Source organism: Segatella paludivivens DSM 17968 = JCM 13650 (genome assembly GCF_000373185.1).
In the GTDB taxonomy this organism is placed as follows: domain Bacteria; phylum Bacteroidota; class Bacteroidia; order Bacteroidales; family Bacteroidaceae; genus Prevotella; species Prevotella paludivivens.
The window spans coordinates 56,806-80,573 of record NZ_KB890649.1 but is presented as its reverse complement, the minus strand read 5'-3'; the positions used below and the strand labels follow the sequence as shown (position 1 = coordinate 80,573).

Genomic DNA, 23,768 nt, shown 5'->3' with positions numbered 1-23,768 from the left:
AGCATAACCTATGGAGGAAAACTCCACGGTAATGCTCTATTTTTATTAAAAAAAATTACTTGTTCAAAGATTCCATTTCCTTTGTACGGCTGTCTGTTGCGCCATAAAGGCTGTAATAAACAGAGTAAAGAGGATAACTCCAGTTAGCCTTCTCGCGGTTTGGATCCAAGCTACGTGCTTTCTCCAAGTAGTCTTGGCTTTCTTTGTAAAGTTTCTGCTGCTCAACCTTGTTACCGTTGATAGAACCAGCCTGTGCATTAAGACAGAAACCTAGATATGTAAGAACAACAACATTCTTATCATCCTTTATGATAGCCTTTTTGAAGCACTCTACAGCCTGTTCTGGCTTGTTTGTGTTCATAAAGTTCTGTCCCTTCAAAGCCCATGCGATAGAATTCTCAGGCTCAGCAGCTATTTTGTCAGCAATGATCTTATCCTGATCAGCTGTCATCTTAAGACTACCATACATGTTTACAAGTGTTGCAAAAATCTGGTCGTTCTTTGAATCTTTAGCATAAAGACCTTTCAAAGTCTCAACATACTGAATAGAATCAGCCTTTGACTTCAAGCCCTGCTGCATAAGATACATCTTCAAGTTAAGAGCATCCTTATAAACGGCTGTGTCCTTCATAGCTACGTCTACATACTTATTTGCCAAGTCCAATTGTTTGTTCTGGAAAGCATAAACACCAGCTACACGAGCAACCTCACCTAGATACTGATCAGGCATCTTTGTACGGTCAATGCTCTTAAACAATGGGTTAACAGCACTCTCTACATACATACCAAAGTATTTCAATGCAGTAGCTTGGTCATTCTTCTGACCTGCAGCCTGTCCGGCATTGATAAGGTTTGCACGCAAACCGTATAGGCGAGTAGCGTTTGAAGACTCAAACTTAGGTTTGATTTTACCACCATCGTTTGGCTTCTGGTCAAACTCATTACAAACTATAGCACTGTTGATTGCATCAAAAAGTGCATTGTTGTAACCTGTTGTATCATAAGCAACTTCCTTACCCTGACCAAACTGCTTTGCCATCTGATTAGAAGTAATTGTAGCTTGCTCCTTGGTGACTTTTTCCATTGCCAAATCAACAAGTTTATTGTAAGCCTTTGCCTTTTCTGCGTCATTAACCAACTGGTTCAAGTTAGTCTTCAGCAGTGTTTCTGCATCAGCATAAGTCTTTGCCTTAAGTATCGCCTTCAAAGGTTCGCTGTCGCCGGCAAAAGCAGCAGATGTACCTAGTAGCATCAAAGCTGCGATCATTAACTTTCTCATAATTACGTTTTTATATTAAAAGGTTTGTTATTCTTGTGTTTCTTCGTCGTCGAAGTCTACCAAAGGAGCCTGCTCTTCAACTTCATCTTCATCAGAAGCTTCAGACAGCGTATCCTTCTTTATCTCTTCAGTTTTGTTAGCCCATTGAGCACGGCTTTCTTCCTCAATAGTAACTTCCAACTCAGAACTCATCACCTTGCATACGCTAGCAATTACATCATTTTTCTTTGCTAGATTGATAAGGCGAACGCCCTGAGTAGCACGTCCCATGATTCGGACATCTGCAACTGCTAGACGAATAACGATTCCGCTCTTGTTGATAATCATAAGATCATTATCGTCGGTAACATTCTTTATGCTTACCAAGCGACCTGTCTTATCGGTTATAGACATTGTCTTAACACCCTTACCACCACGATTAGTGATACGATAGTCTTCAACAAAACTGCGCTTGCCATAACCCTGTTCACTTACTACCATGACAGTTTCATTTTCAGCGTCGTTTACGGTAATCATACCTATAACATCATCATTTTCTGCGTCAAGACGCATACCTCTTACACCAGTAGCTGTACGCCCCATTGTACGTATTGCATTCTCATTGAAGCGAACGGCACGACCGTTACGATTTGCGATAATCAACTCGTTATTACCGTTAGTAAGGCGTACATCTACAACCTCATCACCCTCTGCGATATTTATGGCAATGACACCATTTGCGCGTGGGCGGCTGTAAGCCTCAAGACTTGTCTTCTTAACAGTACCATTCTTAGTTGCGAAGATAACGTAGTGACTATTATTAAACTCATCATCGTTAAGACCACGAAGACGGAGTATTGCGTTCAGTGTGTCGTCACTTTCAATATTGAGCATATTCTGTATAGCGCGTCCCTTACTATTGCGGTCGCCCTCAGGAATTTCATAACACTTCAACCAATAGCAACGTCCCTTCTTTGTGAAGAACAACATTGTCTGGTGCATTGTAGCAGGATAGATAAATTCAGTGAAGTCCTGATCACGATGACGTGCACCCTTAGAACCTACTCCACCACGTGCCTGCTCACGGAACTCACTAAGCGGTGTACGCTTGATGTAACCCATGTGGCTGACAGTAATAACAACAGGATCATTTGGATAGAAGTCTTCTGGATTGAATTCCTCGCTAGAGTATTTAATCTCTGTACGGCGCTCATCGCCATACTTATCCTTAACCTCGTTAAGTTCATCTTTCATAACCTTCTTGCAAAGTTCTGGATCGTCAAGGATCTGCTGATAATAAGCAATCTGACGCTCTAGTTCTTCATATTCAGCATGCAACTGATCCATACGGAGACCTGTGAGTTGACTTAATCGCATATCAACGATAGCTCTACTCTGCAATTCATCAAGGTTGAAACGCTGTTCCAAGTTCTTCTGAGCCTCAGCAGGAGTCTTGCTTGCACGGATAAGATGAACAACTTCATCAATATTATCACATGCAATGATAAGTCCTTCAAGGATGTGGGCACGTTCCTGAGCCTTTCTCAAATCATACTTTGTTCTGCGTATAGTTACGTCGTGACGATGCTCTACGAAATACATAACGCATTCGCGTAAACTAAGCAAACGTGGACGTCCCTTAACAAGAGCGATACAGTTTACAGAGAATGAACTCTGCAATGCCGTCATCTTGAAAAGTTTATTCAGAATTACATTGGCATTTGCATCTTTCTTTACATCAATTACGATACGCATACCCTGACGGCCAGACTCATCGTTAGCATTGCTGATACCATCAATTTTACCTTCCTTAACCAACTCAGCAATATACTCAATAAGCATCTGCTTGTTTACGCCATAAGGAATTTCAGTAACAACAATCTTGTCATGGCTTTCACCACTCTCTATTTCAGCTTTTGAACGCATTATAATGCGGCCACGACCAGTCTCATAAGCCTGACGTACGCCCTGTATGCCATAAATATAAGCACCTGTTGGGAAGTCCGGAGCCTTGATGTATTGCATCAAGCCGTCCAAGTCGATTTCTGGATTATCAATATATGCGCAACAACCGTCGATTACTTCACAAAGATTATGAGTAGGAATATTTGTAGCCATACCTACAGCGATACCATTACCACCGTTTACCAACAAGTTAGGAATCTTTGTTGGCATAACAGAAGGCTCTACAAGCGTATCGTCAAAGTTATTGGTCATGTCTACAGTTTCCTTTTCCAAGTCGTCCATGACGCGCTCACCCATTTTGCTAAGGCGACACTCTGTATAACGCATGGCTGCAGGAGAATCACCGTCTACAGAACCAAAGTTTCCCTGACCGTCTACAAGTTTATAACGCATGTTCCAATCCTGTCCCATACGCACAAGTGCTCCATATACAGATCCATCTCCATGTGGGTGATACTTACCAAGAACTTCACCAACTACACGGGCACATTTCTTGAAAGGTTTGTCACTGGTATTACCAAGTCCCTGCATACCATAAAGGATACGGCGATGAACTGGTTTAAAACCATCACGCACATCCGGTAGTGCACGAGCCACAATAACAGACATAGAATAGTCAATATACGAGGATTTCATTTCTTCCTCGATATTGATTTTCAATATTCTGTCGTTATCAATTGTCAGATTTTCGTCCATTGAAATTTATTTGTTATTATTTTATTTTTCTATTTATCAGCTTTAAACCTAAAAGTAAAAATCAATCAGAATGCCGTTTATTTTCATTCTAAGCGATTTTTAATACTTTTTCAAGGGTGCTAAATTACAACATTTTTTCGACATAACAATGCGTTAGAGGCAAAAAACGTTCATTTTACGTATTATTTTCTATAATAATCCAGCAAACCAGTAATAGGGCTTTGACTAATTCTGCTCACCTCAAATCCGTATTCTTGACACACTTCTTTGAGAATATCTGAAAATACATCTGCAACACTGCCTATAAAACCAATCTTGCGCACCTCACTGTAAGGCAATATGTTGTATTTCATAAAATCAGAGAAATTATCCCTCACAAGTTTTCGTAAAGGTTCCTCATCAATATGCTCACCAACAAACTTAGACACTGTTGCCAGATAGCGATTTGCCAATGGTTCAGTATACACTTTGCTGATGATGTTGCTATATGTTTGATTTGTCTCTTTAAGATACATGTCCTTTATACGTTCAGGAATCCATCCTTTGAATATTCCGTTCATGAATCTTTTGCCAAGCACAGCCCCACTGCCTTCGTCGCCAAGTATGTAACCTAACGGTGGTGTGTTGGCTGTTATTTCTTGTCCGTCATACAGACAGCTATTTGCACCTGTGCCCAATATGCACGCAATACCACTTTCGTGTCCACAAACCGCACGCGCAGCACCAAGTAAATCACCAGCAACCTCAATGTTTTGCAATGGCAAAGAGAATACTTCTGCAAGAATATTTCGCATTACAGGAATCTTCTCAACGGTACAACCGCTACCGTAAAATGCAATATTCAAGTCAGACGACAAGAATTCTTCACTCATCATGCACAGCACTTCTTCTTTGAGTGTATACTTAATTTCATTAACTTTCTGATGAAATGGATTTATGCCTTGCGACTTGAATGTTCTTGTTATCTCGTTGTTTTTCACAACAAACCAATCGGTTTTGGTACTACCGCTATCTGCTATTATCAACATCGTTTTGGATTATCAATTATTTAACTACAAAAGTAGTGATAAAAAACGAGATTAAAGATAATTATTTAAAAAATATTGCCTTTTCAAGCCTTTATTATTGCCTTTTTATTATTTTTGCATTCATATTTTCACAACAAAGCAAATAATGAACAAGAGAGTCTTACTAATAATTCTACTCATTGCCACGATACTATCTCCGGCAAGAGCTGTTCTCAAAGAACAAAATCTTGACAACACGCTGTCTATTCTACGTTCCGAACTCACAAACTATCGAACAGAACTCGAACGTCAATCGGGATTCATGAAAGAGCAGCAAACTCAAGTAGTAGACAAACTGTTTGGCATTATGAACAAGAGCAGTCAAAACTCACTGATGCTTTATTCGCAACGTCCTGAATACGTGTTCGACCTAGCATACGCTTGCCATGAAGCAACTGAACAATATCACGACTACAAGAAAAACGTACTGCCGTTTAAAAACTATATCACAAAAACCAACTCGGAAATAGCACGCTACGACAGCCTCATTAACACTTTGAGCAGCATGCACGTTGCATCACTCAGCAAAAAGGCGTTAATCGACAAGAATGTCTGCCTCACATTGGCAATCAACATCAGGCATACTCTCAATGATAACAGCAATCAGTTTAGTGACTACATTGGCTATTATCAGTCTACAGAAAGTCAACTGAAACATCTTAACGACTATGCCAATAAGCGTTATTCTGAAATACAAAACAACATTTTCAGCAATGCAGGTGATAACTATTTCAAGATTATATCAAAGTTGCGGATGAATGTTAGAGAAACTCGGGAATCTATTGAAACAAAATATTTCATTAAGACTAAAGTGCCATCACAATGGGACTCACGACTGATTTTCGGACTGTTTGCTATAATCTGTTTCTACAGTTTCATTGCCAGCTTTATCAATGTTCTGGCTATAAGATTTCTTATGCCTAAGAGATTTCGCACAGAATCGTTTATGTCTAAGCGCACATGCATTATTATGGCTTCTTCGGTGGTGTCACTAGCGGTGATACTAGGACTTACAAGTCTTATCTTCTCCGACCAAAACTTCATAATCATGGCTAGTGGACTGTTTGTGGAATACACATGGCTGTTAGGTGTGATTCTGATTTCACTCCTTCTACGACTTGATGGCAAACAGATTGCAAGCGGATTCAGAATATACTCGCCGTTGATATTTATAGGGTTCGTAGTGATCGCATTCCGTATCATATTGATTCCAAATGATTTAGTAAATATCATCTTCTCGCCTATCCTACTTGTCTGCACAATATGGCAATTTTGGGTAATAAGACGACACAACAATAACATTCCTAAAAGTGATGTAGCCTACACATACGCTTCTCTGGTTGTGTTCATCGTTTCTTTGCTATCTGCATGGAATGGCTATACTCTACTCAGCGTACAACTGCTGATCTGGTGGGTGATGCAGCTCACTTGTATCCTCACAATAACATGTCTGCGTGGATGGCTTAAAGGCATTGCCATCAGAAAAGGATATAAAAACATGGATATCAAGAAGACATGGATGTTTGACTTGATTTATCAGGTGATTCTACCCATGCTAAGCGTCTATTCGTTTATCATCGCTATATACTGGGCTGCCGATGTGTTCAACCTCAGTGATACCACATGGATGATATTCAAAAAAAACTACATCGAAACTAAATGGTTCTCAGCTAGCATATTCTCTATCGCTCAGGTAATCGTATTATTTTACCTTTTCTCTTACGGCAACAGATGTTTTAAGGCTTTTCTGAAACTACATTTCGAGAAAGCCGACTACAGCACCGCTGCCAGTAGAAACGTGATGGCAAAGAATCTTGTACAAGTTATTGTGTGGGGTATATGGTTGATAAGCGCACTCGCGATTTTCCATATTGACAGCACTTGGCTGGTTGTTGTTTCGGGAGGTCTATCCACTGGTATTGGTTTTGCAATGAAGGATATTCTAGAAAACATTTACTACGGTATTTCTTTGATGGCAGGACGTGTAAAGATTGGCGATTATATCATCTGTGACGGAACTCGTGGCAAAGTTAGTTCGATAAGTTACACTTCAACCATCGTTGAAGCAAATGACGGTTCGGTGATTGCATTCCAAAATAGTCAGCTCTTCACAAAGAACTACAAGAACATGACTAAGAATCATGGTTTCGAACTTGACTGCCTCGAAGTTGGTGTGGCTTACGGAACAGATATCCACAAAGTGAAACAGTTGCTTCATGACGAGATTTCAAAACTAGACTGCATCAACAAAGAGCGGGACGTGAATATCACATTAAAGGATTTTGGCGATAGTGCCATAAATCTGAAGATTCTTGTATGGGTTCCTGTGCTATCTCAAAACAATGCCGACGGATGTATTCTTGAATGCATCTATGACACACTGAACAAATACAATATTGAGATTCCATATCCGCAACGCGAAATATCAATTAAGCATTCAGAAGATATCGCAAAATCATAATGTAAAGAAGTTTTATTTCATCTTCGTTAGAAAAACTAATGCTGCTGCTGTTTTCTTTATTACAGTAGCAGCATTAGTTTCTATGAATATATATATCTATATATCTATCTAGTATATTATATATAGTGGGGATATTGATAATCAGGGAGTTACACGTTTATTTTTGCAACTTTTTTTCAAAAATGTTCCAACATTTTTCAAAAAAGTTCGAACTTTCTTGCATAATTACTTTTCAAAAATTGATGTTTCCCGCGCAACATTGCAGCAGGTTTTGTTATGATTTTTTACGCCATACACAACACCGAAAAATGATAATAACAGTAAAAACAAGACCCACTAATCATAAAATTAAAAGCGAATTTTTGAAGTCACCCCACCAACTAAGGATTAAAGCCCATGCAGTCAAAATATAGTTGCCTCTTCTAGCTAATTTATTATTTCTAGCTACGTCGCATATTAATTCATTGATAGACAAAACATCACAGACTCACCCAACAATATTCAGCTACGGTGAGCTACGTTTTTACTTCGTATTTTTTGCGTTTTACGAAGCAATGCAATGCAAAACATCGTAAAACGCAATGCATTCCTTCGTAAAATGCCCCCTATTCCTTCGTAAAACGCATTGCATTTCTTCGTAAAACGCAAAGGGCAAATTGAGAATAGTTTTGCTACAAATTATTAGATCTACATGCTAGCTGATTTACCACTTTCTACATAGGTTTTTCAAAAAAGCAAGCGTCATAGTGACAATTCTCTGAATATCAGAAAGTTAACTTGTATTTCTATATTATTATAGAGTCGAAAAAGCGTCTTATTTAATAAAACTAGCTACAACGCAACATAGTTTTTGCATTTCATCGTAGAAACGCCAGTTTTAACGACACTTAAACGTCACTATAGATCGCTAAAAACAGCATCTAATAATCTGGTTATCAAGAAGTCAACATTTAGACGCTAGAAAAAACGAAAAAGTCTATGCGTGCGAGCGAGCGCACATTACTTATATAGATTTTTTTTAAAGCATAAACATGTTTGAAAAGTATAGAATCGCCTTTTTTGCATTTTATCAACTCTTCACTCGTTTTTCCAAAAACATACACATCAAAACATGTTCAATCATAGCCCAATCTATTGATTTATGTGGCGAACCTAATTCGCTCATGTGTTATTATTGGTAACCTATGCAATCGTTATCGCTTATTAATTAGCCAATTAGCATCATTTTGGTATTATTTCTTTGCCTATTTCAGAGATTTTTAGTAACTTTGCAATCTAAGAAAATCTAGAAGTATGCAACCAATATTTATTGCAGGCCCCTGCGTTATAGAGTCATCGGAACTGCTTGACACAGTAGCTCGCGAACTGGTAAGAATAAACAAGAAACTAGGTGTGGATATCATATTCAAGTCGTCTTTCGACAAAGCTAACCGCACATCACTAAATTCATTCCGTGGTCCTGGATTGGAACGCGGATTACAAATGCTTTCTGACATAAAAGAGAAATACGGACTGAGAATACTCACTGATATACACGAAAGCTATCAGGCTGAAGCTGCCGGAGAAGTATGCGACGTGATACAGATTCCAGCATTTTTATGTCGACAGACTGACTTGCTTGTAGCTGCTGCCAAAACAGGAAAGATTGTGAATATTAAAAAAGCACAGTTCCTTAGTGGTGCAGACATGAAATATCCTGTAGAGAAAGCGGTGGAAAGCGGTGCTAAGGAAGTATGGCTTACGGAAAGAGGTAACAGTTTTGGTTACAACAATCTTGTAGTTGACTTCCGCAATATTCCAGACATGAAGGAAATCACTCCAAACGTAATCATGGATTGCACGCATAGCGTACAGCGTCCTGGAGCAGGTAACGGTTCTACTGGCGGTGACCGTCGTTTTGTTCCGTCTATGGCATTAGCTGCAAAAGCATTTGGAGCAACAGGATACTTTCTGGAAGTTCATCCAAATCCTGAAGAAGGACTTAGTGACGGACCAAACATGTTGGAACTTGACAAATTAGAAGGACTTATCGAAAAACTATTGTAACAAAATGAACGACATACATATTGAAGAAAGACTGAAACACGTTTGTGATTGGGGCATTCAGGCATTAAGCGATGAATCACAGGCTATCACAGACTTGATACCGCAGATAGACGACAACTTCACGAAGGCTGTAGACATGATGTATAACTGCAACGGAAAGATTATCGTTACCGGGGTAGGAAAAAGTGGAAATATTGGCGCGAAGATTGCTGCGACATTGGCTTCAACAGGTACACCAGCATTCTTCATCAGCCCTTTGGATGTATATCATGGTGATTTAGGGGTGATGACTTCCAGCGACGTTGTATTGGCACTAAGTAATTCTGGACAGACTGACGAATTACTTCGCTTCATCCCAATGGTACTACACATGAATATTCCGATTATATCTATGACATGTAATCCAAATTCACTATTGGCAAAATACAGCAACGCACATATACAGGTGAAGGTGGAGAAAGAAGCATGTCCGCTGAATCTAGCTCCTACAAGCAGCACTACTGCCGCACTAGCAATGGGTGACGCGCTAGCAATCGCTCTAATGCAGGTAAGAGACTTTAAACCACAGGACTTTGCGCAGTTCCACCCTGGAGGAGAACTTGGAAAACGTCTTCTTACAACAGCATCAGATGTAATGCGTGTAGACGATCTTCCTATAGTACCTCAGGACATGCACCTTGGAGAAGCTATCATCAGAGTAAGTAAGGGACAACTTGGACTTGGAGTTTCAGTTGAAGACGACAATAAGGTGATCGGACTGATTACCGACGGAGACATTCGCCGAGCTATGGAAAAATGGCAAGCAAAATTCTTCGACCATACAGTGAGCGACATCATGACACGCACACCAAAACTGGTATTACCGACAACAAAGATTAGTGAGGTCCAACGAATTATGCACCAACACAAAATACATACAGTACTAGTTGTTGATGAAGACGAGCATCTGCTTGGCGTAGTCGATCATTATGCTTGCATGATTTAACAGAAAGAACGTTTACATGTCATTGAGAAAGTTAATATTTTCATTTCTAATATTGTGCTGCTCTTTCTGTAGTGCTCAAACTTCCGACTCTCTTATCGTAAGAGATTTGCGCAACTGTGGAATAAAGTTTTCACACAACAACTCGATAACGCTTCTAAAAACAGGACAAGAAAAATTTGACGACTTATTCAAAGCTATACGACAGGCTCATAAAAGCGTTCATCTTGAATATTTCAATTTCCGCAACGACTCTATTGCAGGACTTCTGTTCAAAATTCTAGAAGAGAAAGCGCGACAGGGTGTCGAGGTAAGGGCTTTGTTTGATGCCTTTGGAAACTCATCCAACAACCGCCCGCTTAAAAACAAGTATCTTGAAAAGATACGTGCAAAGGGAATTGAAATATATAAATTCGACCCGATTACATTTCCGTGGATAAATCATGTGTTTTCTCGTGACCACAGAAAGATTGTTGTCATTGATGGAAAAATTGCATATACAGGCGGTATGAACGTTGCCGACTATTACATAACCGGAACTGAGGATGTAGGCGAATGGCACGATATGCACTGTCGCATAGAAGGCGACGAGGTTAACACGCTTCAAGCTATATTCCTAAAGATGTGGAATAAAGTGAGTGGTCAGAACGTTCATGGACAACAATATTATCGAGGCGTAACCAACGCAGATTACATAAAAGGGCTGAAACCTGACTTATGTGAATCGGCAGGAAACAAGATGATAGGTATTGTGAACAGAGAGCCACATACTTCGAACAAGATTATCAGACAGTTTTATCTCGCTGCGATAAACGATGCTCAAGACAGCATAAAAATTATAAATCCATATTTTACACTAAACCACGAAATAAAGAAGGCACTCAAAAATGCTGTAAAGCGCGGTGTGAAAGTGGATATAATGCTAAGCATAAGAAACGATATTCCTCTGACCCCAGACTGCGGATTCTATAATGCACACAAGTTGATGAAAGCAGGCTGCAATATATGGATGTATAAACCAGGATTCCACCATACAAAAATCATTATGGTTGACGGAAGAGTGTGCACTGTGGGAAGTGCAAACCTGAATGCGCGAAGCCTTAGCTGGGACTATGAAGACAACGCTGTGATAATTGACAAATGCACAACACAAGAACTTGACAATATGTTTGACACAGAGAAAGCAAACTGTTTCAGACTTACTCAGGCTAGATGGGATAAATGGAGAGATCCATGGCAAAAGTTCAGAGGCTGGTTCGGACATCTACTTGCTCCATTCCTATAATTCTACTTTATAATTGAAATATGAACGAAACATTACATAATACCACAATGGGGTTTAAACCTAAAATCGCCATCGTAGACAATAACACATTGGCTGTTATTGGACTGAAAACGATGTTGCAGAATGTGATGCCTTCAATAGAGATTGATACTTTCAACTCTTACGAAGCACTACAAATGGATGACATGGATAGTTTCTTCCATTATTTCGTTGCAATCAAGATTGTTTTGGAAAACAGAACAGCCTTCTTGGAACGCAAGCACAAGACGATCGTACTTACTACATCTAACGATCCAAGTACACAGATGAGCTACTTCAAGAGCTTATGCATAAATGTGCCAGAAGAACAACTTGTAAAATCACTGCTACAACTTGAACAACACGGTCATGCAGGAGGAAAAAATCTTCCTAAAACGATACAGCCTGTAAAGACAAAGATTCTTAGCGACAGAGAAATTGAAGTGTTATCACTAATCGTGCAAGGATTAATTAATAAGGAAATAGCAGACCAACTGAATATTGGTCTTACAACAGTAATCAGTCACCGCAAGAATATCATGGATAAATTGGGACTGAAGAGCGTAAGTGCACTAACTATTTATGCAGTAATGCACGGATATGTTGACATCAACAATATTTAAATTATAGTTTTACCGCAGAGATATCAACTAAATTATTTACGATTGCATAAATAGTTAGTCCGGCAGCACTATGGATCTGTAACTTTCTGGCAATATTTCTACGATGCGTGATAACGGTATTAATAGAAATACACAGGTGATCGGCAATCTCTTTGTTGCTCATTCCCTGAACAAGACTTATTATAACATCTTTCTCTCTATCACTAATCGTTTCATTACTTTCTGAATTTTTATTGATCATGTTTGATATCTTCACAGAGACATCATTCTGTCTTGTCTTATGCTCCAGTCGTCTTATGGCTGGTATAAAAATGTGGTCTTCCACTTTTGAATGCTGCATCAACCAGTCCTCATTATTATATATATCATATAATGTAGCTGTGAGCTGATTGTTATGCAACTCATCACTTGGCAGATACTTGATAATAATATTCTTTAGTTCCTTTAATTTTTTATCAATCTGACTATGATGCTTTGAGTATGTGTCAATATCATAACTAACAGAAGACTGATTTTCAATCAATGATTCTACATAAGGAAATACTGTTTTCTCTTCATAACGCATGTGCATGCGTATTTCACGTGCATACTCATCATAAAGTTTAAGTATCAGCATAGCCAAATTATCAGTCTTATCAAGGGCATCCTCTAACTCCTTGCGTATAAAAGGTAACTGGAAACCCAGATAATAGTCATGGCTAGCTTTAAGATAATGCAATAGTGTAGGTAATGAAAGACGTTCCTCATTATCTACATCAGTATAACCATTGATAGTAAAATTCACAACAGCCAAAAATGTATAACAGTCTACCTTTTGTTCTTCACAGACTTGTCTCACAGTCTTGTCGCCAAATCCTAAACTTAGACCGAAACCTCCCAAACTCTGCAATATATTGTAATTATCTCTTATAAGGGAAATCATCTGATCGTCAGCCTCATACATTTTCTGATTTTTCATTTCTTCTGTATATTATTTATTATCGTTTGCAAAATTACATAAAATTAATCATAATCACAATAATCATTTCTAGGTATTATCAATAGAAGATTGTACCATAAAAATATAATGTTTTAGAGTTTTCATAGAATGAAAACACTGAAAAATATAACACAGCATTGCTACACTTGACAGGTACAATATATTTTGAATTCTCTATACTCTTCAATTTTTTGATAGAAATATCTATCGGTAACTTCAATTTTTGACCATTAGCTACGTACTCAACAATAAAACTGATTTTATCTCCATCTACCTTAACCTTATGTTCATTATAACGATAAGCAGGTATTATATGCTTATAACCACAAGGAATCATTATAGCATTTTCTTCGCCTACATTATTAATTTCTATATCAAGAATACGTTTATCTTCGCCGAAAGAATTAATTCTCTCAAGAGTAAGAGAATCTGCAATATCAGTCAAGACCTTGTTACCAAACTGAGATTTAAGATAATAAAGATTGTTGATGATATCACCCATTGAGGCATCTTTCTGTTTTATCCACTTTTTATATGTAGCAAAATCCATTGGAAGTTTTGCAACTTTTGTCATCTTCAAACTCTTTATTACATCAGATTTCAAATAAGAAAATGCTAAACTTGAAAAGTTTTGTGGGCCAACAGAAGAAAGTAAAAGCAATACTGTGAACGAGATTGGAATCCATACGATTCTTCTAGCCTTACTGACAATTAACCAGATACATACGCCATAACACCACAGATTGAATAAGGATATATAGAGTCTATTTACTGTTATACCATAATCACTAATTCTACGTAATATACCAATTGACATCAATAATAATAATGGCAATACAAACATAGGAAGCCATTTAACAATCTTCTTATCTACATCATGGCCCTCAACAAACTGAGACGGATAAACGGCAATAATAATGATTGTCATCAAAGTCATCAAAACAGTTACTAGCCATGAGACCCACCCCTCTGGCAATTCCCACAGAAGAAGAATCTTTACGGCATAAGCATAGAGTGTGATAAGATAGACCACCGTAAGAGGAATAAATAGATAATGGATGATACCATACATAAATTTAGGAAGTCCTTTCACTGAATCATTATGCATCTTATCATGCTTGGGAATAAGCTGAAGAAATAAAAATGGTGCTATAAAACCGTTACATACAACTGCAACATCATAGGCAGCATCGTTCCATAAAACTAAACCAAACAATTGCCGGAAAGATTCTAGAAGCAGCAATACGCCACCCATAAGAATTTGAGCCACAGCAAATGACAAAATAGATATCAAGAATGTATGGAAAGTAAATTTCCATAAAGATATATCATCGTTATCCTTGAAGAATGGAACGATAAAAAATGCGATAGCAATAGTAAATGATAATGCAAATACACTATTCAAAACAGTCTGATTAATATCACAATAAAAACTAATATAAACAGCTACCGCCAACCAACATACATGTATTGCTCCCTGAATAACTCGGCATCGCTTCAAATCCTCAACTTCTTCCTCCCAAAGACGAAGAGCACAGGTCAAAAGTGCAGTCGATGCAGAATAGAATATATTGAAAAACTTAGCATCACTATAATCACCAGAACCAAAATAGACTAAGCTAACCGCCAACCATAACAGGAAAAATATGCAAATTGGGAAACGTTTACAACTAAGAATAAAGCTGTCTGATATTTGTTCAAGTGTAAGTTTTTTCATTTTTCAAAGGTATTAAATTAATCTTAACGTAAATTCAAATAAACAATGATGCCTATTATAAGTACAAAGATATTAAAAATAATGACATTATCCGTTATTTATACTAACTTTTAACACTATCCATCAAAATCAAAGAATCATAAATCATATAGGGCTACCATCACTGGCAGCCTTATACAGTACAAAAACATTATTAATTTTCATCTATTCATTTACTCTAAAGAAATTTAATTTGTATGTTTACTAATATTCTATTATACATATCCTACATCATATAATTATATGCATCATGATATTTGATTGAATCATAAAATGAATATATAATTTATCTGCTGCAAAGTTATAATTATTCGTTTATAACCACAATACCTAAATGTAATGAATTTGAATTTTAGGCATGCAAGAATGCCTATTCTACAGGCTATACCTAGATATGTTGATTGCCAATTTACCGATTTTTGAGTATTGCATTGCTTTAACATTCGCCATAACTTTGCAGACGAAAACGAAATGGAAAGGTGACGAAGATTGTCACTCCCGATTTTTAAGGTTAGATTATATAAAAGATCCTTACATGAAAAAAGACTAACCTTAAGACGAGACAGCAAATTGAAAGACACTTTTCCATTGCGTATCCCAGATTATGTTGTTTATCAATTCTAAGCAGCAATCTGGGATTTAAGATAGAATAAATAATAACTAAGAAAAAGATAAATGAATAATTTAAAACATGTATTTACAGCATGCGTATTAGCAGGAATAGGTTTATCTGTTCCAAGTACTTCAAGCGCACAGGTATCAGCATCAGACAGTGTAATGAATCATGCCAACAAGCAAAAACTAAGTGTTGGTGGATACGGAGAAGTGGCATACAGTCGCGAATTCTTTAGTGACAATGTGTATAGATATTCAAAGGCAAGCGCCTACAAGAATGATCCGAGTCATGGAAAATTTGACATTCCACATGCAGTAATATATCTAAGTTATGACTTTGGTAAAGGCTGGACAATAGGCTCTGAAATTGAATTTGAACACGGTGGAACAGGAAGCTCATTTGAAAAGGAATATGAAGAAAGCGGAGAATGGGAACAGGAAGTAGAAAAAGGTGGAGAAGTGGAACTAGAACAGTTTTGGATTCAGAAGTCGTTTTCTCGCGCAATGAATCTTCGTTTCGGTCACATCGTTGTGCCAATAGGACTTACAAATGCACATCACGAACCACTAAACTTCTTTACGGTATACAGACCGGAAGGCGAAGCTACGATATTTCCATGCACATGGCATCAGACAGGAGCTAGCGTTTGGGGGATGTTAGGCAAATTCAGATATGAAGTACAGTTACTAGCTGGATTAAATGCTTTGAGTTTCAGTCGTGACAACTGGATACAGAAAGGTGGAACAACAGCATTTGAGTTTGAACCTTCTAACAAATATGCCGTAGCACTAAGAATTGACAACTATTCTATACCAGGATTAAGACTTGGCGTAAGCGGATATTACGGTCATAGCATTGATAACTCGCTAGGTCGCGAAGCAAGTAAAGAGGCTAGTTCAAGAAACCTAAAAGGAGCGGTGACAATAGGTACATTTGATTTTACATACAATGCCCACAACTGGATTGTGAGAGGAAACTTTGACTACGGACATCTGGGCGATGCTAACGACGTGAGACTGCTTACCGGAAGACAGACCAAAACATCTCCATTCAATCGAGATTATGTAGGCAAAGCTGCAATCGCTACTGGCATTGAGGCTGGATGGGATGTGTTTTCACAGATTCAAAAACTAAGACAAGATAAACAAAAATTCTATGTATTCGGACATTATGAATATTACAACTCATATATACCTACATCAGAAGAACCTGCTTATCCATATACAAAAAAGAATCGTATGGCCTTTGGAGTCAACTACTACCCTATTCCACAAATTGCTTTAAAAGCAGAGTACTCAAAAAGATTCCTGAAAAGCGGATATAACGACGAACCTTCTATTTCTATCGGAATAGCATACGAAGGTTTCTTCCTATAAAGAATATATATAATCAATTATAATAATTTAAAACAAAGAAAATGAAAAAATTAGCAAGCTATTCAATAGCATTACTACTAAGTTCTGTATTTACACTCGGAATGTCATCTTGTTCTGATGATGATAACAAAACATCATCTACCACATTAAGTGAAGGAGACCAACTGCTGCAACAAGCTATAGCCGCAGACGTGAACAACACAATTAATCCTACATACAAGGCTCTTGCTGATAGTTGTTCTCAACTTTACGAGGCACTGGCTGCAATGAAAACAGGCAACATTACTCAGACACAAGTAGATGCCGCATGCAAGATATTTCTAAATGCACGAAGCAATTATGAACGCAGCGAGGCTTTCTTACTTGGTGCAGCTTCACACTTCAGCATTGATCCACATATTGACTCATGGCCGCTGGACCTTGCTTCTTTACAAAAGTTGCTAACAAGTAATAACAGCATTGCAACTGCAAGCAATTACGATCAAAGTCTTATCGGCTTTCATGGAATCGAGTTTATATTATTCCGTGACGGAAAAAGCAGAAATGCACAAGAGCTAAACAGTAAAGATACATACAATCAAGACGGAATGGATTTCACCACAGTAAGTGGTAGCCGAGAGATTGAATTTGCAACTGCTGTGTCAGAAGACTTACGCAACAGTGTTTATCAATTGGAATGCTCTTGGAACGAAAACGCATCAAAAAGTCATTTCGACAAACTAGACAATCTTGGAAAGGCATACACAACTGACCTTGAAAAGTCATACGGATATGACCTACAGAATGCAGGAAACACAGGTAGTACATATACATCTGTCAAAGCAGCAGTAAGTGCTATTCTTAGCGGTGATCATGGAGCAGCAGGAATTGCAGATGAAGTGGGTAACACGAAGATTAACAACCCATACTCTGGTGCTGACGTTAGCTACATTGAATCACCATATAGTCAACATTCACTTATTGATTTCCAAAACAACATACACAGTATTGAAAACATTTGGTATGGTGGAACTGCAAATAATCGCAGCAACGGAAAATCATTCCATGATTATTTTGCTAAATATGACGCAGAAACTGGTAAGCGTGTTGAAACAGCCATAACGAATGCATTGGCACAAATAAAAGCAATCCCTGCACCATTCGTAAATAATTATAAGAATGCACAATGTGCTAAAGCTATTTCTGCATGTCAGGAACTTAGCGATGCATTAAGTGCGGCAGACCAGTTTGTACAGAAAACAAATAAATAACCCATCATAATTATTTTATATTTAGAAAAGGAGTTTGCCATTTAATATGGCATTCTCCTTTAAACTATTAAATACCCACATTATGAAATTATCAAAAATCAGCAAAACTTTATTCTTAGGACTGTCAACAGTAGCTATATTCTCATGCACTGACAATGACACTGCTGATATTGTCAATCCAAACGCAGGTGTAGATTCAGCAAACAATGTGTTTACGGCTGCAGAATGGAATCCAGGCGGAGAACTTGGAACAACATCAAATGAAGAGGGATGTTATTCCAATCCGTCTCCGTATGTAGAAAACAACGGAATGTATCAAACGTTTAAAAAGGGAGAAACATTTTTCGAGAACGACTTTACACTGAACACGCAGCCACGTCGTGGCTTAGGACCAGCATGGGTAAGATCCAGCTGCATGTATTGTCATCCATCATACGGTCATGGTAAACGAATGGAACGTTATCAAGCTAATGATATGGGAAATGGATATCTACTTGTTGTGTATCATCTTACAGCAGGAACAGATATTAACGGTAATGCGTATGCAGCAAACAGTTATATTTCGGAGGTTACAGGTATGCCTCAGACAAAAGCGATGGACCCATTCCTCGCTCCTATCGACGAAAGTCAGATTAGTATAAAATGGAAGAAAGCTACCGACGAACACAATAATAAATTTCCAGACGGTGAAAGTTATGATCTCATATATCCAGATGTGACTATTCCTCAATCTGCATTTAACACTGATCCTAAGCCAGACAACTATGAAGTTCGTCTCGAATCAACTATAGGCATTTATGGAACAGCACTTCTAGATGCAATTCCTGATGATTCGCTGCAAATGCAGTATGCTCACGAATCACCTTACGTTACATTAAATCCAACAATGTGGGACGCTGCATCAAAGACGTGGGCTTCTAATGCATGGTATACACTTGCGGATGGAGACAAACGTATTAAAAAGTTCACGTATGCTTTGACACGTGGATCATTACAGGATGGACCTGGAGCTAATGCCATGTGGAATATAACAAACGTGACACGCAGTGACAGACATTATCTATACACAACAAAAGCATGGGCAAAAGCAATGTCTGAAAATCCAAATGTCATAAAGTATATTCAAGATAAAGGTGCTACAAAAACATCTCTTCTACATCCGTATTATGCAGACGGAAGCAAGGATAGCGTGAGTTATCTAGTAAACCTATTACTAGGACTAAACTCTAAATCTGACTCACAGACCTACGAAAAATACTTTGTTAACAACGATAGTAAAGGCGAGGAAATGAGTGACCAAGACTATTATGACTTTATGGTATGGCATAGAGGACTAGCTGTACCAAAAGCACGTGGTCTGAATACAGATAAAGTAAAAAGAGGCAAAACTCTATTTTATTCTATGGGATGCACTGCTTGCCACCGTCCATCATGGACTACTGGTAATGACGAATATTGGAAAGACTACATTGTTAGGAATCAAGGACCGTTACCAAGATATGCACATCAGAAGATATGGCCATATACAGACATGGTTCAACACAGATTACACATGGAAAATGACATACGCTCTGGCTGGTGTCGAACAACTCCTTTATGGGGAAGAGGACTTAGCTATCAGGAAACTGGTGCTCATGACAGGCTGCACGATTGTAGAGCCAGGAACGTAGTTGAAGCGATTATGTGGCATGGATACAGTAAGAACAGTGATGCATACAGAGCTTCACAAAAATTCTATAATCTACCCAAAGATGACAGAGATGCCGTTGTGAGTTTCATAAATGCAATATAATCAAAATTAACTATAAGGCCCGTCAATATATATTGGCGGGCTTAAATACAAACAAAATGAGGCAAAAAATTAAAAGATCTATCACTACATTATATGTTACTATCATCATCGTCATGGCTCTAGCTACATTCATTGAATATTCAAAAGGTACACAATTTGTCTCAACACATATTTACGGTTCATGGTGGTTTTGTGTGCTTTGGGCTGCATTAGCCATAGGCACAATAACATATATAATAAAGATGCGCATGCATTCTGTAACACTATTGCTACTACATACTTCATTTATCGTGATATTGACAGGTGCACTCATCACACATTTGTTTGCAATTAAAGGGCTTGTCCATATAAGAAAGGGGATAACGACAAATCAATATATAGTGAACAATGGCAAAGAAATAAAAACTCTGCCATTCAACATACGTCTAAACAATTTTAATATTATATATAATAATGGCACATCAGCACCCAAAGATTATATTTCGTATATCACTATTACGAATGACAAACAAAGTAAAGATGGATATATTTCTATTAACAACATTTTTACATATAATTTCGTAAGGTTATACCAAACTTCATACGACGATGATGGAAACGGAACGTATCTCACTATAAACTCTGATCCTTACGGAATAGCTATTTCATATACAGGCTATGCATTACTTTTCTTTTCGTTAATATGGCTACTAATAGATCCAAATGGTTCTTATCGAAAACTGCTTAAATCTCCTTTGCTTAAAAAAGGCATGTTGTGCATTGTGTTTCTAGGCGGATTTTCTTCTGTTACACAAGCCACATCAACGCTACCTGATATCACTGCTAATAAATTTGGCAAACTAGACATTATGTACAACAATAGGATATGTCCGATTCAGACATTTGCAATAGATTTTACTGAAAAACTTTATGGAAGCTCATCGTATAATGACTATTCAGCAGAGCAAGTCTTGACAGGATTTATATTTTGGAATGATGAATGGAAGAATGAACCAATTATTAAAATAAAAGACAATACGCTTAGAAAGTATTTTGGATTACCAAAATACATTTCAATCAATCAACTTTTCAATAAGAATTTAGGTGGTTACATACTCGGACCGGCTGTTCAGGAATACTATCAAGGTAATCATGACAAACTGCATAAAGCTGTAGTTGAAATTGATGATAAGGTGCAACTGATAATGTCGTTACGACATGGAGAACCATTTAAAATATTCCCTTACGGCAAAGGGAATAATATTATATGGTATAGTCCTAAAGCGCAAGTTCCGAAGAGTATGGATACAGACAAGTCTATGTTTGTCAAAAATATATTCACATTATTAAATCAGTCTGCACATTCAGGAGACTATAATCAATTCAACTCGTTGATTGCTAAAATAAGGATATATCAAGAACAAAACGGAGGAAATACATTACCCTCAGTAACACAGGTTATAGCGGAACTTACTTATAATAGAATTCCATTTGCCAATATCCTATTTATGATCAATATTACAATGGGATTTATAACTCTATTCTATTATATATACAGATTGACAAGTATAAAAAACAACAGACATACAACTAATAAAATAATATCTTACACATCTATTATAATAATGCTTTTATCGTTTATAGCATTAACATATTGTGAAATATTAAGATGGATAATTAGTAAAAATATACCTATGGCAAATGGATACGAAACGATGCTATTATTGGCTTGGTTTGTTATGCTGTTCTCACTAATTTTTTATCATAGATTTAAAATTCTTATAACTTTCGGATTCCTTATGTCTGGCTTCTTTCTTCTTGTATCACATATAGGACAAATGGATCCTCAGATTACTCCCATCATGCCTGTATTGTCATCACCATTATTAAGCATCCACGTATCAATAATTATGATGTCATTCGCTCTTCTGTCACTTACATTTATATGCGGGTTGACAGCGTTGATATTATATGTTACACATAGAATAAAGCATGATGAAAAGACTATAATTGATAATCAACTATCATCATTATACTTACTATCAAAAATATTATTATATCCTGCAATGTCTACATTGGGAATAGGAATCTTCGTGGGTGCAATTTGGGCTAATATTTCGTGGGGACAATATTGGAGTTGGGATCCAAAAGAAGTATGGGCTTTGATTACATTTATGTTTTATGCAATTGTATTACACAAAAAATCATTACCTGTATTCAATAGTCCATTATCTTATCATATATACACTACGGTTGCATTTGCAATGATACTCATGACGTATTTCGGAGTAAACTATTTTTTAGGAGGTATGCACTCTTATGCCTAAACGTAACTTTATTAATAAATAAACAACAACAATATGCTACAAGAAAAATCATTCAAAGAAACAGTAAAACTAAAAGATGCGTATGCAGAAGTATTCTGCTTTGCAAACAACACGGAAGCTAGAGAATATCATATTATGGTTCATGTAACAAATACTGAACTAAATTTCAAACAACAACTTGAAACATTGATTAACACATACAATGAAGTTAGAATTAATATTTCAGGCAATGCAGTTGCCGTTTTTAAGAGATACTTTCTCAGTGATTCCGCAAATCAAGAAAACGATGTATTCAACATGGAAACTAGTGACTGTGCTATTTCTGTAATTCAGCAACCACCTATTGATGGAAGCAAAGTAGCACTCTGGACTTATATGATAACAGGAGTTAAGACGCGTGTTTTACAAAATGGATTATATAGAGTTGAACACAATACGTATACACATCTCTGGTTAGGGAATTACAACAAACTAGAATTCAATTCAGAATATCAAACACGCATTATACTTCAAAATTACGTAATGAAACTTATTGAAACAGGATGTACTCTTGCTGATAATTGCGTAAGGACTTGGTTCTTTATAAATGATATTGATAATAATTATAATGGAGTAGTAAAAGCTCGTAATGACATTTTCATGACTCAAAATCTGACACCCCATTCGCATTACATATCAAGTACAGGGATTGGTGGACGGCAATCAAATCATAAAATATTAGTCCAAATGGACGCATATTCTATAAACGGATTAAAGCAAGGTCAAATGAAATACGTTTATGCACCAAATCATATGAACCCCACAAGCGAATATGGTGTAAGCTTTGAACGAGGTACATATATTGACTATGGAGACAGACGACATATTTATATCTCTGGAACAGCAAGCATTGATAACAAAGGTAATATACTACATGTAGGAAATATACAACAACAGACTCTACGCATGCTTGAAAATGTAGAAGCCTTATTACAAGAAGCTGATATGGGCTTTACAGATATAGGTGTAATGATTGCATATTTACGTGATATCGCAGATTTCGCAACAGTTAAAAAGATGTTCAACCATAAATTTAAAAACATTCCATGCATAATTGTCCATGCATCTGTATGCAGACCTGGTTGGTTAATCGAAATGGAATGTATTGGCGTTAAAGATTTTGTAAACAAACAATTCAAGACATTTTAAAATGTGTTTTTAAACTAAACACATAAACAAAATATTAAAAAAGAATTCATGAAATGATGTTATCAATAGATATCACTTCGTGAATTTTCTGGTTTAATGAGATA

The 23,768-nt window shown here is 37.2% G+C and carries 14 protein-coding genes and 1 pseudogene; 10 read left to right on the top strand and 5 right to left on the bottom strand.

Annotation, left to right across the window (positions count from 1 at the left end):
* Nucleotides 1–55 precede the first annotated feature (55 nt).
* From B045_RS0108635 to B045_RS0108625, 3 genes are all read right to left on the bottom strand, one after another.
* Nucleotides 56–1,279: a tetratricopeptide repeat protein gene (locus B045_RS0108635; protein WP_044067706.1), complete on the bottom strand. Its 1,224-nt coding sequence runs from the start codon at nt 1,277–1,279 to the stop codon at nt 56–58.
* Between the two features lie 27 nt (nt 1,280–1,306).
* Nucleotides 1,307–3,919 (bottom strand): DNA gyrase subunit A, encoded by a 2,613-nt coding sequence (gene gyrA, locus B045_RS0108630; RefSeq protein WP_018463871.1) that lies wholly within the window; start codon nt 3,917–3,919, stop codon nt 1,307–1,309.
* A gap of 182 nt (nt 3,920–4,101) precedes the next feature.
* Nucleotides 4,102–4,947, bottom strand: coding sequence for a hypothetical protein (locus B045_RS0108625; protein ID WP_018463870.1), 846 nt, complete (start codon nt 4,945–4,947; stop codon nt 4,102–4,104).
* Nucleotides 4,948–5,092: 145 nt separating this feature from the next.
* Here B045_RS0108625 and B045_RS0108620 point away from each other — a divergent pair, with 145 nt between their 5' ends.
* The 5 genes and pseudogenes from B045_RS0108620 to B045_RS0108600 all read left to right on the top strand — a co-directional run bounded on the left by B045_RS0108620 (nt 5,093) and on the right by B045_RS0108600 (nt 12,401).
* Nucleotides 5,093–7,447: a mechanosensitive ion channel family protein gene (locus tag B045_RS0108620; RefSeq protein WP_018463869.1), complete on the top strand. Its 2,355-nt coding sequence runs from the start codon at nt 5,093–5,095 to the stop codon at nt 7,445–7,447.
* A 1,287-nt stretch (nt 7,448–8,734) separates the two neighbouring features.
* Nucleotides 8,735–9,493: pseudogene (kdsA, locus tag B045_RS0108615) on the top strand (3-deoxy-8-phosphooctulonate synthase); the annotation flags it as partial.
* 4 nt (nt 9,494–9,497) lie between these two features.
* Entirely contained in the window at nt 9,498–10,478 is a 981-nt protein-coding gene (locus B045_RS0108610; RefSeq protein WP_018463867.1) for a KpsF/GutQ family sugar-phosphate isomerase, read from the top strand.
* A 16-nt stretch (nt 10,479–10,494) separates the two neighbouring features.
* Nucleotides 10,495–11,760 carry a cardiolipin synthase gene (gene cls, locus B045_RS0108605; protein WP_018463866.1) on the top strand — a complete coding sequence of 422 codons (1,266 nt, stop codon included), beginning with the start codon at nt 10,495–10,497 and terminating at the stop codon, nt 11,758–11,760.
* 20 nt (nt 11,761–11,780) lie between these two features.
* Entirely contained in the window at nt 11,781–12,401 is a 621-nt protein-coding gene (locus B045_RS0108600) for a response regulator transcription factor (RefSeq protein ID WP_018463865.1), read from the top strand.
* 1 nt (nt 12,402) lies between these two features.
* Here the strand turns inward: B045_RS0108600 and B045_RS0108595 are convergent, their stop codons facing one another.
* Nucleotides 12,403–13,359, bottom strand: coding sequence for a LuxR C-terminal-related transcriptional regulator (locus B045_RS0108595; RefSeq protein ID WP_018463864.1), 957 nt, complete (start codon nt 13,357–13,359; stop codon nt 12,403–12,405).
* A gap of 79 nt (nt 13,360–13,438) precedes the next feature.
* Entirely contained in the window at nt 13,439–15,097 is a 1,659-nt protein-coding gene (locus B045_RS0108590; RefSeq protein ID WP_018463863.1) for a DUF4153 domain-containing protein, read from the bottom strand.
* Nucleotides 15,098–15,811: 714 nt separating this feature from the next.
* Between B045_RS0108590 and B045_RS0108585 the strand changes: the two genes are divergently transcribed.
* From B045_RS0108585 to B045_RS0108565, 5 genes are all read left to right on the top strand, one after another.
* Nucleotides 15,812–17,128, top strand: coding sequence for a hypothetical protein (locus tag B045_RS0108585; RefSeq protein ID WP_018463862.1), 1,317 nt, complete (start codon nt 15,812–15,814; stop codon nt 17,126–17,128).
* A 41-nt stretch (nt 17,129–17,169) separates the two neighbouring features.
* Nucleotides 17,170–18,378 (top strand): imelysin family protein, encoded by a 1,209-nt coding sequence (locus B045_RS0108580; RefSeq protein WP_025883386.1) that lies wholly within the window; start codon nt 17,170–17,172, stop codon nt 18,376–18,378.
* 82 nt (nt 18,379–18,460) lie between these two features.
* A complete protein-coding gene (locus tag B045_RS0108575; protein ID WP_018463860.1) occupies nt 18,461–20,170 on the top strand; it encodes a di-heme oxidoredictase family protein in 1,710 nt (569 codons plus the stop codon).
* Nucleotides 20,171–20,226: 56 nt separating this feature from the next.
* On the top strand, nt 20,227–22,476 hold the full coding sequence (gene ccsA, locus B045_RS0108570; RefSeq protein ID WP_018463859.1) for a cytochrome c biogenesis protein CcsA: 2,250 nt from the start codon (nt 20,227–20,229) through the stop codon (nt 22,474–22,476).
* 33 nt (nt 22,477–22,509) lie between these two features.
* Nucleotides 22,510–23,664 (top strand): Rid family hydrolase, encoded by a 1,155-nt coding sequence (locus B045_RS0108565; RefSeq protein ID WP_018463858.1) that lies wholly within the window; start codon nt 22,510–22,512, stop codon nt 23,662–23,664.
* Nucleotides 23,665–23,768 lie beyond the last annotated feature (104 nt).